The organism is Methylomonas lenta, assembly GCF_001644015.1.
Lineage (GTDB): Bacteria > Pseudomonadota > Gammaproteobacteria > Methylococcales > Methylomonadaceae > Methylomonas > Methylomonas lenta.
In genome coordinates, this window is sequence record NZ_LUUI01000051.1 from 1 (window position 1) to 11562 (window position 11562).

An 11562-nucleotide genomic window follows, 5' to 3' on the forward strand; every position below is an offset into this window, starting at 1 on the left:
GCGCATGAAACAAGTTCGTCAGCTATGGGTGCGAATTTATTCGCACTGTGCGGATAAATCCGCACCTACACAGGACTCTTGTATATGATATTCCATGCATATTCCTTAGTTAGGTTTTTCCATAGCATCACTTTGCTATCCCACCGGCGAACAGACGATACGCTGGATTGTAGGTTTCTTGTTGAAATACCAAGCCCAATTCATTCAGGCATTGCTCAAATGCAACAGACTCAGCTTCCGCCATTTGTAAACCTATCAATACCTTGCCAAACGCCGCGCCATGATTGCGATAATGAAACAAACTGATATTCCATTGACTGCCCAACGACATTAAAAATTTTAACAAGGCGCCCGGCCGTTCCGGAAACTGTAGACTATAGACGCTTTCGTTCAGATTGCTGGGGCCATGACCACCGACCATGTGACGAATATGATCTTTGGCCAATTCGTTGTCCGTCATATCGGTAACTAAAAATCCATCACTTTCCAGCTTTTCGATTAATTGCTGCCGATCACCTTCTACCCCACTACTGCTAATACCGACAAACACCTGCGCCATTTGACTATCGAAATAACGATAATTGAATTCGGTAATACTGCGTTTGCCCAAGGTTTTGCAAAACTTTAAAAAGCTGCCGGGCGCTTCCGGAATCGCCACTGCCAGCAAAATTTCTCTGTGCTCACCCACCAGGGTGCGCTCGGCCACATAGCGCAAGCGGTCAAAATTCATATTAGCGCCACTATCGATGGCAATCAGGGTTTGCTGGTGTATACCTTGCTGCTCGATATATTTCTTCAAACCCGCCACCGATAAAGCGCCAGCCGGCTCTGCAACCGAGCGGGTATCATCGAAAATATCCTTGATCGCCGCACAGATTTCATCGGTGCTAACGGTAATCACCTGATCCACATACTGCCTGGCAATCCGAAACGGCTCTTTGCCTATTTTCTTGACGGCCACCCCATCGGCAAATAAACCCACTTGCGGCAGTTCGACCTGATGCTGGGCTTTTAAAGCTTGATTCAAACAATCAGCATCATCCGGCTCTACCGCTATCACTTTAATCTCAGGCCGGACAAATTTGACATAAGCGGCAATTCCGGCCACCAAGCCACCACCACCTACCGGTACGAAAATGGCGTGAATATCGCCATTGTGCTGACGCAGTATTTCCATCGCCACCGTACCCTGACCGGCTATTACATACGGATCGTCATACGGGTGGATAAACGTCATGCCTTTTTCTTTCACCAGCTCTAAGGCATAAATCAAGGCATCGTCATAAGAGTCGCCATGCAAGACGATTTTGGCGCCATAAGCTTTGACCGATTTAACTTTGATTTCCGGCGTGGTTTTCGGCATCACAATCAAGGCTTTGATACCCAGTTTTTTTGCCGCCAGCGCCACCCCTTGCGCATGATTACCGGCAGATGCGGCAATCACGCCATTGGCGGCTTGCTCCGGCGTCAAGCTGGCTATTTTGTTGTAGGCGCCGCGCAATTTAAAAGAAAATACCGGCTGTAAATCTTCGCGCTTTAAGTAAACCCGATTATCCAGCCGTGCAGATAGATTAGGCGCAAAATCCAGCGGGGTTTCTTCGGCCACATCATACACTTTGGCCCGCAATATTTTTTCGATGTAGTTCTGTATCATTGAGTTAAAAACAGCTGAGAGATTGGCTTGAATCGGTTATTATCCCACACATGCGCGACGCTATCGTCGTGGCCGACTTTCAAGCAACCCCTCATCAGGAATAAAAACAATGACTCAAGATGAATTAAAAAAACAAGTAGCGGCAGCGGCTCTGCAATATCTGAAAGACGTGCCTGTGATAGGCATGGGTACTGGATCGACCGTGACCCATTTGATCAATCAATTGGCCGATTGCGACTTTAAACACGATATCGAAGCGGCGGTTTCCAGCTCGATCAAAACCACCGAACATTTACAATCGATTGGCATCAAGGTGTTGGAATTGAATCAAACCGGTGACTTGGACATTTATGTCGATGGCGCTGATGAAGTGACCCCGCACAAAAAAATGCTGAAAGGTGGTGGCGGTGCGTTAACCCGGGAAAAAATCATTGCCGGCGCCAGCAGAAAATTCGTCTGTATCGTCGACGAAAGCAAATGCGTGGATGTGATGGGCAAATTTCCGTTGCCGGTTGAAGTTTTGCCATTAGCGCGCAGCTTCGTCGCCAGAGAGCTGGCTAAACTGGGCGGCACACCGGAACTACGCATGAACAAAGACACCGGCGCACCGTATATCACCGACAATGCCTGCGAAATTTTGGATGTCTACAATATGAGCATCATGAATCCTGTCGAAATGGAAAAAACCATCAACAATATTCCTGGCGTCATCACCAATGGTTTGTTTGCCATACGTGATGCGGATGTGGTGCTGGTTGGTAAAGGTGCGGAAGTGATTACTTATTAAAAAATCACTTTTCTCAAACAAAAAAAACCGCCCTCAGAGGCGGTTTTTTTCGACGTGATGAGTAAGCAATTAAGCTGAGCGACGTTTCAGTCTAAACACGCTTAGCAAAGCCGGCCCAAACAACCACGCAGCGCCAGGTAAAGGCACTGATGTTACAGGAGCGACATTTATAAGACCAAAAGTTTCTACATTGACAAGTGTCTCTGCATTTACAACATAGCTACCATTATAAGAGTTAACGCCTTGCCCGGTTAAATATTGATACCCTGTTAAACCGAACCAGTTGGTGGCTATACCTTCAGGATTGACTTGGCCTAACGTAGATTTTGCAGTATCGAACGAAAAAAATGTCAAATCGGAAGAGGTATGACTGAAAGCTGGTATGGTGTCGTTTCCAGACCAGGACACAGAGAATGAAGTAATTTCAGACAATCCACCCGCATTGAAAATGGCGCCTTGAATAAAACCATCACTATTTAAATCATTTCCTGCGAATGAGCCGGTGATTGAACCACCGCCTGCAAAACCATCTTGAGTGAAGATGTAAGATTGCAAGGCATGCGCGCTTGTAGCTGAAAAAAACAATCCTGCCAACAAAGCAATTTTAAATATTCCTTTAATCATATCCATACTCCTTTAATTGGCTGGTGTTGAAGGCAAGGTTGAGCTAAAACGAGTACCGCTAGTAGAGCCGTAAACACCAAAAATATTGTTGAATTTACCAATAAATCCTTCTTTATTTGGGGTAAATTGCACATCGAAAAATGAGTCTATATGCGGACCACTCGGTACGTCAAAGCTGATGGTCATATCGGCGGAACAATTTGTATTCATGGTTGCCGTGCCGTAAATAGGTCCATTAAAGTTTGGGTTTCCGCTAACGTTTGGATCAAACGCGCAAGTCCCTGATACCACACCGTTATTGATGTTCATTTCACAACGGCCTGTGTGGTTAAGGTTAGGGTTGTTAACCGCTGCCTGATACATCACATAACTTCCATTCAAATTGGCTTGGGTACAAGGGGTAATAGGTCCGGCTTGAACTTGACCGACGATTAAAAGACTAGAAGCCACAAACAAGATTTTTTTCATGATTTTTTTCCTTTATGGTTATATTTAAATTGAAAAGCATCTGATTAAATCCAATTCGTCCCCCGCAACGAATTTATCATTGAATCAACAAGTTAAACAGAACAACACCCTCCGGATAACTTGAGGCACATGATAAGCTGCTAATGAGAATAATTACCACTAACAAACATATGCCAAAGGTAGTCTTTCTTATGGCAAAGGTATTTTTTCGCACAAATCCGCCATTTCCCCGCCAAACCGTCCATCATGGTATGGTTAAGCAAATATTTTGCCGCGAACTTGAAACATGACATTACCCACCTTCCTTTACATTGTTTTAGCATTTAGTTAGACGTATATGGACATCAAACTGGCTTTAAACGCTAACGTACAAATGGCTATCAATAAAGCCACTGACTCAGGTCCTAACTTAAAGCTGAATCAGGTACTGGAAGCCAAGGTCATTGATACGCAAATCATGCTGGATACTTTGGCGTTAAAAATCGACGGCAAATCAGTCAATGTACAAACCAAACTACCGATCACACTGCAGCCCGGCCAGACCTTGCAGTTACAAGTCACCAAACTGCTACCCACACCGGAATTAAAAATTCTTGCTGCCTTCATACAACCTGGCGACTCAGCGCTACGATCCGCTATTGAAGGCCAATCTATAAAACTACTGAATTTACCTGCGCCTACAAATCCTCCCGCCAACAGCCTCCTGAATCAACTCAGCACTGGCCAAACATTACAAGCCACTATTATCGAAATCGCAGGAGATAAAGTAACTTTACAATTTCAGACTGCCTCCACCACGCCAAGCACACAAACAACTGCCACTACAGCCTTAAATCAGCCTGTTAATAATCTACAAACCACACCCAACCCGGAAAAATTACTACTCACGCTGGATATCAAACAGTTATTAGTCACCCCTGAAAAAACGACAGCATCGCAACCCACTTTGACAGCGCTCAAAGCGGGGTCGGAGATTAATTTACAACTGATAAAATCCGGCAATCCGCCTACGTTTAATGTGACGCCTGTCAGCCTGGATAGTGATCAACACATCATAGAAGCCTTTAAACAATTACTGCCTATCCAGGCATCATCTGCACCCTTGTTAAATCAACTCAGACAAGTATTGCCGCAGTTACAAAATGCAGCGACTGTAGCCGAAACCCTAAAAAGTCTGGCTCAGGAAATTTTGCGCGCCATTCCCGGTAAGACCCAACTCGCAGAACCCATGCAATTGAAACAGGCCATCTCTGAATCCGGTCTGTTTCTGGAAAGCAAACTGGCGGAATTATTAGCAGGTAAGCCGGACGTATTATTACAGGATGACTTTAAACTCAAACTCAGCAAACTGATTCAGTTGATTAATCAGGAACTGTCCAAACAAAACGACAACAAATTGACAATTGACACCTTGAAAGAAAGCCTGCAAAAAGCCCAAGCTACGCTAGCCAAACTGACGCTGGATCAACTCAATTCGCTACCCAGAGAAGAATCACCCAAACAAAGCTGGACGCTAGAGCTGCCGTTTTTCCATAACCAGACTACAGATAACGTTAAGATCGAAATTGAGCAGGATAAAGCGCGCGATACCGACAACCCACAAACAAACTGGGCAGTCAGCATTACCATTACCCCGCCCGATCTTGCTACAATACATTGCAAAATTTCCTGTTACGACGGCTCAGTTAACACTCGATTCTGGAGTGAAGCCGCCGGTACCGTAGACAAAATCAACGCCCATCTCGACTATCTAAAACAACAGTTCGAGAAAAAGGGGCTAACAACCGGATTTATGGAAGCTCATCAAGGTCAGCCCGCGCAATCAGATAGTATTAAAAAATCTATCAATAATCTGTTGCACGAAAAAGCTTAAATTTTCAATTAAATACCAGGACACTGCATGGATACTCAACTTGCCATTCAATCGCGTCGCGCTGTCAAACAATTCGATCCTGAGCATCGTTTAACTGAACAGGAAATCGAAAATCTAATCTGTTTAGCCCTGTTATCGCCGACGGCATTTAATATTCAACACTGGCGATTTGTATTAGTGCGCGACCCTGCGTTGCGCCAGCAAATTCGCCAAGTAGCCTGGAATCAGCCTCAAGTCACTGATGCATCGTTATTAGTGATAGTCTGCGCCGACCTCAAAGCCTGGCAAAAACAGCCTGAACGTTACTGGCAAAATGCCCCGCAAGCTGTTCAAGACTTTCTACTGCCAGCCATTCATAACTATTATGACGGCAAGCCACAAGTTGAACGCGACGAAGCTATGCGCTCCTGTGGCATTGCTGCGCAAACCCTAATGCTAACTGCAAAAGACATGGGTTACGACTCCTGCCCTATGGACGGTTTCGATTTTGCTGAAGTCGGCAAATTGATAAACCTACCGCAAGATCATGTCATCAGCATGTTCCTTGCTATTGGCAAAGCTCTGCAACCCGCACAAGCCCGCGGCGGTCAACTGCCTGTTAATGAAGTCGTTATCACAGATCGTTTCGCCTAAACTTAATTCACACGCCAAGATATGACTCAAACACCAGATAGCCAGACTGAACACATCACGCTCACCCAATTCATCATCGAACAACAACGTGGCCTGCCCGATGCATCAGGCACCTTTACTTTGTTATTGAATGACATCGTCACCGCTTGCAAACAAATTTCGCATCGCGTTAATCGTGGCGCATTGATTGGCGTATTGGGCAGTGCCGAATCGGAAAACGTCCAGGGTGAAGTGCAGAAAAAACTGGATATCATCACCAACGACATCATGATCAAAGCGCTACGCTGGGGCGGGCACTTGGGCGGTATGGCTTCGGAAGAAATTGATAATCCAATCAAAATCCCCGATCGGTACCCCAAAGGCAAATACCTGGTGTTATTCGATCCGTTGGACGGTTCCTCGAATATCGATATTAATCTGACAGTGGGCACTATATTCTCGGTGCTGCGCTGCCGTGAAGGCGTGGAGCCGGAAACCGAAGATTTCCTGCGCAAAGGCAGCGAGCAAGTCTGCGCCGGTTTTGTACTCTACGGTCCCTCCACCATGCTGGTCTTGACCACCGGCAACGGCGTGAACGGTTTCACTCTGGATCAGGATGTCGGCGAGTTTATTTTGACCCACCGCAATATGCGCATTCCGGAAGATACCAGTGAGTTTGCCATTAACATGTCCAACCAGCGCTTTTGGGAGCCGCCAATCAAACGCTACGTCGACGAATGCGTCGCCGGCACTGACGGCCCGCGCGGCAAAGACTTTAATATGCGCTGGATAGCATCCCTGGTAGCGGATGTTTATCGCATCCTGAATCGCGGCGGGGTATTTTTGTATCCGTTTGACCTGCGTGACCCAGACCGCCCAGGCAGATTACGCTTGATGTACGAAGCCAATCCAATGGCATTTATTATCGAACAGGCAGGGGGCGCTTGCAGTACAGGTGTGGAACGCATGCTGGACATCAAACCGCATGACATCCACCAGCGAGTGCCATTGATTTTTGGTTCCAAAAATGAAGTGGAACGCCTGATCAGTTATTACCAACAACCCCATACAGATAAAACAGAACGTGACGCTAACCCAAGTTAGCTGCAGCAATTGCAGTTTAGATAATATTTGTCTGCCACGCGGACTATCGCAAACCGAAATCGACAACATTAGTAAGGTGGTGAAAGCCCGTAAAACGTTGCAGCGCGGAGACTTCATCTACCGCGAAGGCGATCATTTCAAAGGTATCCTGGCGATCAAATCCGGCAGCGCCAAACTGGTCGCCAACGACAATCATGGTAACGAGCATATTTTAAATATCCTGCTGCCTGGCGAATTATTGGGATTTGACGGTTTATCCCGCGAAAAACACGGTTGCGCGGCGATTGCTTTAGAAACCATGACCTTTTGCATTCTGCCGGCGGACAGCATGGATCAACTGTTTCAAAACCTGCCCGGTCTGACGCGGGAATTGTTTCGCCATTCCGGCGAAAAAATGCTGGAAGATAAAAATCAGCTGGTACTGAGCAAACGTCCGGCTGAAGAACGACTGGCTTATTTTTTGATTAGTTTGTCAGAACGTTTGAAGCGACGAGGATTTTCTTCATCGGAATTCAAACTGTCGCTAACACGACAGGAAATAGGCAATCATTTGGGACTAGCCTTGGAAACTGTCAGCCGTTTGTTGAAGAAATTTCAGGACGATGAATTGATCGAGGTGCAAAACCGCTTTATCAAGATAAAAAACCTTGGTTTGTTGAAGAACCTATTACAGCCTTTGGTTTAAATACCAGCAGATAAGAGAGAATCCGAGCATAGAAGACAAAATGTTCGGATTCTTAGTAGCCAACTTGAGAGCAGTTCTGAAAAGTGAGTTTTTAGCTTATTACTGATACATGACGTCAACAAAGTCATTCTGGATAGACTGTCGATGACTATACCTTGTAGCGTTGCAAAAATTAACTACCCAGTCTCACCGTTATGCCAAGCTTCGGCAATAATTTCACCGAATTCTTTAAACAAGCTAATCATAAAACGGCCCAAGCCGTAGGCAAGCGCGGTTAATATGACTATAGTTATAATTTTCATGGCATACCTCCTTACATATGTTCTATAAGCAGAGTGTGCCACTGTTAAAATAAAACTCAATAGTTTTTTAAGTCATTATTTTTTATATAATTTTTACTTCCATTTAAAACAATAATTTGGAATAGATTGTTAAAGTTAATTAGCAAAATAAATTATATCTATTCAGAACGAAGCACAACAGCCACCCGCCCGAGAAATACTGAATAGATACCGCTAAACCAGCTTAAAAACCCGATAATGCCTGCCCTAATTTACAAATAATCCAACGGATTACCTCGACGCATTCGTCCTACACTTCGGCTAAATTCCCTCTATCCTCCAACCAACTTTTTCGATCGCCAGCGCGTTTTTTTGCCAGTAACAAATCCATCTGCTCAAATGTTTCATCATCTTCAGCGATAGTGAGCTGCACTAAACGACGGGTATCCGGATTCATGGTGGTTTCTCGCAACTGCGATGGATTCATTTCCCCCAAGCCTTTAAAACGCTGAGTATTGACCTTGCCGGTCAGTTTTTCAGCTTCGATACGGGCTAACACACCCAAACGTTCGGATTCGTCCAGCGCATAAAATACCTTTTTACCCACATCAATACGATACAGCGGTGGCATAGCAACAAATACATGACCTGCGTTGACCAGTGCATTGAAATGTCGGTAAAACAGCGCGCAAATTAGCGTAGCGATATGATTACCGTCCGAGTCGGCATCAGCCAGAATACATATTTTGCCGTAACGCAGGTTTTGCAGATCGTCGCTGTCGGGCTCTATGCCCAGTGCAACGGCGATATCATGCACCTCTTGCGAAGCCATCACCTCGCTGGAATCGACTTCCCAGGTATTCAATATTTTGCCACGCAACGGCATGATGGCTTGAAACTCGCGCTCGCGGGCCTGTTTGGCTGAACCACCTGCGGAATCACCTTCGACTAAAAATAATTCCGTGCGACTAATGTCTTGTGCCGAGCAATCAGCCAATTTTCCAGGCAGGGCCGGACCACTGGTAATTTTTTTGCGGACGATTTTTTTGCTGGATTTCAGCCGCTTTTGCGCACTGGCCAAAATGATTTCGGCAATTTTCTCGCCTTCCTGCGGATGCTGATTCAGCCATAAACTAAAGCTATCTTTTGCCACCCCGGAGACAAAGGTCACGCATTCTCTTGAGCTGAGTCTTTCCTTGGTTTGGCCGGAAAACTGTGGGTCTTCCAATTTTACCGATAATACGAAATGGCAACTTTCCCAGACATCTTCCGGTGCAATTTTGACGCCACGCGGCAACAAATTACGAAAGTCGCAAAATTCCCGCATCGCTTCGGTCAAACCGGCGCGCAAACCGTTGACATGCGTACCACCTTGGGCAGTCGGCACTAGATTCACATAACTCTCAGCGATGGTTTCCGGCAGACTGTCCGGCGTCCAAATAATGCCCCATTCCACAGCTTCGTTACTGGCTGCCATGTTGGCCATGAACGGTACTTGCGGAAAAATTTCCACATCACCCACTCTATCCAGCAAATATTCCTGCAAACCGTTTTGATAACACCACTCAAACTGTTCGTCACTTAGCTCAGAATTCAGGCCAATTTTCAAACCCGGACAAAGCACGGCCTTGGCACGCAACACATGTTTTAATTTTGATACCGAAATCCGGCTGGAATCGAAATATTTAGCGTCCGGCCAGAAATGCACGCTGGAGCCGGTATTGTTTTTGCCGACAGTGTCGATTTGTTGCAGTTCGCTGACTTTGTCTCCACCGGCGAACTCCATTTGATAAACACCGCCACTTCGCTTAATTTCGACCAATAGCTTTTCAGAAAGCGCATTCACCACCGACACACCCACACCATGTAAGCCGCCGGAAAATTGATAATTTTTGTTGGAAAATTTCCCACCCGCATGCAATTGGGTCAGGATTACTTCCACACCGGGAATGCCTTGTTCAGGATGAATATCAACCGGCATGCCACGGCCGTTATCAATGACTTTTACCGAACCGTCTTTAAATAAAGTGACTTCAATACTGTCGGCATAACCGGCTAAAGCCTCGTCGACGCTGTTATCCACCACTTCCTGCACCAGATGATTAGGACGGGTGGTATCGGTGTACATCCCTGGTCTTTTTCGCACAGGATCAAGCCCACTCAGGACCTCAATCGCCGCAGCATTGTATTCGTTACTCATTGTTACTCATTATTGGCTGTGAATTCATACTATAATGCTCGGTCATTTTTTAAGCACTGTTTTGTACATTATATGTCGAGAAGAAAAACCGCATCCCAATTTGAGGAGGCGATGGAAGAACTGGAAAAGCTGGTCGAGCAAATGGAACGCGGCGACATCTCTCTGGAAGAGTCTTTAAAATCCTTCGAACGTGGCATCAAACTGACTCGCACCTGCCAGCAAGCTCTACAGGATGCCGAACAAAAAGTGCAGATTTTATTAGAAAAAAACGGCCAACAAACCCTGGAGCCCTTTAACGATGAGTAACTTAAAAACCTATCTTAGCGTCTGCCAAAATCGCGTCGAACGCGCACTGGATGCCCGCCTGCCCAACGAAAACATATTACCGCAAAAACTGCATCAAGCCATGCGCTACAGCGTACTGGATGGCGGCAAGCGCACCCGTCCGCTGTTGACTTACGCAACGGGTATTGCGTTAGGACTGACTGAAGACGTGTTGGATGCACCAGCCTGTGCTGTTGAATTTATTCATGTTTATTCTTTGATTCATGACGATTTACCCGCCATGGATAATGACGATCTGCGACGTGGCAAGCCCACATGCCATAAAGCTTACGATGAAGCTACCGCTATTCTGGCCGGCGATGCTTTGCAAGCTTTGGCTTTTGAAATTTTGGCTAACGACCCCAGCATTCAAGCCGACGCGGCAGCCCGTTTAAAAATGATCACTACCTTAACCAAAGCCAGCGGCTCACAAGGCATGGTCGGCGGTCAGGCTATCGACCTGGCTTCAGTTGGCACCAAGTTAAATTTGCCTGAACTGGAAAACATGCACATTCATAAAACCGGTGCCTTGATTCGCGCCAGCGTCAATTTGGCAGCCCTATCAAAACCGGATCTTAATCCAGCCATTGCAAAAAATCTGGATCATTACGCAAAATGTATAGGTCTGTCTTTCCAGGTTAAAGACGATATATTAGACGTAGAAAGCGACACAGCAACCTTGGGCAAAACTCAAGGCAAAGATGTCGATAACGATAAACCCACCTACCCTGCTTTGCTGGGTATGGCCGGTGCCAAACAAAAAGCCCAGGAACTCCACGAACAAGCAGTCGAGAGCCTATCAAGTTTTGGTAGCGAAGCTAACTTATTGCGCGAACTATCTTTGTACATCATTGAGCGTACACATTAAATTTTTCGCAAAACGCCACAGTAAATTGAAGGAAGCCATATCAGTATGACATTTTCTGGAACATTCCCCCTACTCGACACCA

At 45.9% G+C, this 11562-nt stretch carries 12 protein-coding genes; 7 read left to right on the top strand and 5 right to left on the bottom strand.

The genetic code is table 11. The annotated features are described in order from the left end of the window. Window positions 1-127 precede the first annotated feature (127 nt). Complete coding sequence (gene ilvA / locus A1359_RS03620; RefSeq protein ID WP_066978164.1) at window positions 128-1654, bottom strand: threonine ammonia-lyase, biosynthetic; 1527 nt, start codon at window positions 1652-1654, stop codon at window positions 128-130. Window positions 1655-1763: 109 nt separating this feature from the next. On the opposite strand from ilvA, the gene rpiA reads away from it, so the two are divergent. Continuing rightward, entirely contained in the window at window positions 1764-2441 is a 678-nt protein-coding gene (rpiA, locus tag A1359_RS03625) for a ribose-5-phosphate isomerase RpiA (RefSeq protein ID WP_066978166.1), read from the top strand. 69 nt (window positions 2442-2510) lie between these two features. Here rpiA and A1359_RS03630 read toward each other — a convergent pair whose 3' ends face one another. Further along, window positions 2511-3065: a hypothetical protein gene (locus tag A1359_RS03630; RefSeq protein ID WP_066978169.1), complete on the bottom strand. Its 555-nt coding sequence runs from the start codon at window positions 3063-3065 to the stop codon at window positions 2511-2513. A gap of 12 nt (window positions 3066-3077) precedes the next feature. Continuing rightward, window positions 3078-3533, bottom strand: a complete 456-nt coding sequence (locus tag A1359_RS03635) for a hypothetical protein (RefSeq protein WP_066978171.1) — start codon at window positions 3531-3533, stop codon at window positions 3078-3080. 337 nt (window positions 3534-3870) lie between these two features. Between A1359_RS03635 and fliK the strand changes: the two genes are divergently transcribed. The 4 genes from fliK to A1359_RS03655 are packed head-to-tail and all read left to right on the top strand — an operon-like array spanning window position 3871 to window position 7807. Next, the gene (gene fliK / locus A1359_RS03640) at window positions 3871-5406 is read left to right on the top strand and encodes a flagellar hook-length control protein FliK (protein WP_066978174.1); all 1536 of its coding nucleotides are present in this window, start codon (window positions 3871-3873) and stop codon (window positions 5404-5406) included. Window positions 5407-5433: 27 nt separating this feature from the next. Continuing rightward, window positions 5434-6039 (top strand): nitroreductase family protein, encoded by a 606-nt coding sequence (locus tag A1359_RS03645; protein WP_066978178.1) that lies wholly within the window; start codon window positions 5434-5436, stop codon window positions 6037-6039. Between the two features lie 21 nt (window positions 6040-6060). Then, on the top strand, window positions 6061-7122 hold the full coding sequence (locus A1359_RS03650) for a class 1 fructose-bisphosphatase (protein ID WP_066978181.1): 1062 nt from the start codon (window positions 6061-6063) through the stop codon (window positions 7120-7122). Further along, window positions 7103-7807 carry a helix-turn-helix domain-containing protein gene (locus A1359_RS03655; protein WP_198159260.1) on the top strand — a complete coding sequence of 235 codons (705 nt, stop codon included), beginning with the start codon at window positions 7103-7105 and terminating at the stop codon, window positions 7805-7807. The genes A1359_RS03650 and A1359_RS03655 overlap by 20 nt, the downstream gene beginning before the upstream one ends. 176 nt (window positions 7808-7983) lie before the next feature. On the opposite strand, the gene A1359_RS23405 is transcribed toward A1359_RS03655, so the two are convergent. Next, the gene (locus tag A1359_RS23405; RefSeq protein WP_269747873.1) at window positions 7984-8109 is read right to left on the bottom strand and encodes a hypothetical protein; all 126 of its coding nucleotides are present in this window, start codon (window positions 8107-8109) and stop codon (window positions 7984-7986) included. Window positions 8110-8398: 289 nt separating this feature from the next. Beyond that, on the bottom strand, window positions 8399-10288 hold the full coding sequence (gene parE, locus A1359_RS03660; protein WP_066978187.1) for a DNA topoisomerase IV subunit B: 1890 nt from the start codon (window positions 10286-10288) through the stop codon (window positions 8399-8401). 72 nt (window positions 10289-10360) lie between these two features. Between parE and A1359_RS03665 the strand changes: the two genes are divergently transcribed. Together A1359_RS03665 and ispA are read left to right on the top strand one after the other, a co-directional pair. Further along, window positions 10361-10594 (top strand): exodeoxyribonuclease VII small subunit, encoded by a 234-nt coding sequence (locus tag A1359_RS03665; protein ID WP_066978190.1) that lies wholly within the window; start codon window positions 10361-10363, stop codon window positions 10592-10594. Then, window positions 10587-11480, top strand: a complete 894-nt coding sequence (ispA, locus tag A1359_RS03670; protein WP_066978195.1) for a (2E,6E)-farnesyl diphosphate synthase — start codon at window positions 10587-10589, stop codon at window positions 11478-11480. Before A1359_RS03665 ends, ispA begins: the two co-directional genes overlap by 8 nt. Window positions 11481-11562: the final 82 nt, after the last annotated feature.

Excerpts from the sequence above, each read along its gene's own strand:
- ilvA (WP_066978164.1), bottom strand. The coding sequence starts at position 1,654 with ATGATACAGAACTACATCGAAAAAATATTGCGGGCCAAAGTGTATGAT.
- rpiA (WP_066978166.1), top strand. The coding sequence starts at position 1,764 with ATGACTCAAGATGAATTAAAAAAACAAGTAGCGGCAGCGGCTCTGCAA.
- A1359_RS03630 (WP_066978169.1), bottom strand. The coding sequence starts at position 3,065 with ATGATTAAAGGAATATTTAAAATTGCTTTGTTGGCAGGATTGTTTTTT.
- A1359_RS03635 (WP_066978171.1), bottom strand. The coding sequence starts at position 3,533 with ATGAAAAAAATCTTGTTTGTGGCTTCTAGTCTTTTAATCGTCGGTCAA.
- fliK (WP_066978174.1), top strand. The coding sequence starts at position 3,871 with ATGGACATCAAACTGGCTTTAAACGCTAACGTACAAATGGCTATCAAT.
- A1359_RS03645 (WP_066978178.1), top strand. The coding sequence starts at position 5,434 with ATGGATACTCAACTTGCCATTCAATCGCGTCGCGCTGTCAAACAATTC.
- A1359_RS03650 (WP_066978181.1), top strand. The coding sequence starts at position 6,061 with ATGACTCAAACACCAGATAGCCAGACTGAACACATCACGCTCACCCAA.
- A1359_RS23405 (WP_269747873.1), bottom strand. The coding sequence starts at position 8,109 with ATGAAAATTATAACTATAGTCATATTAACCGCGCTTGCCTACGGCTTG.
- parE (WP_066978187.1), bottom strand. The coding sequence starts at position 10,288 with ATGAGTAACGAATACAATGCTGCGGCGATTGAGGTCCTGAGTGGGCTT.
- A1359_RS03665 (WP_066978190.1), top strand. The coding sequence starts at position 10,361 with ATGTCGAGAAGAAAAACCGCATCCCAATTTGAGGAGGCGATGGAAGAA.
- ispA (WP_066978195.1), top strand. The coding sequence starts at position 10,587 with ATGAGTAACTTAAAAACCTATCTTAGCGTCTGCCAAAATCGCGTCGAA.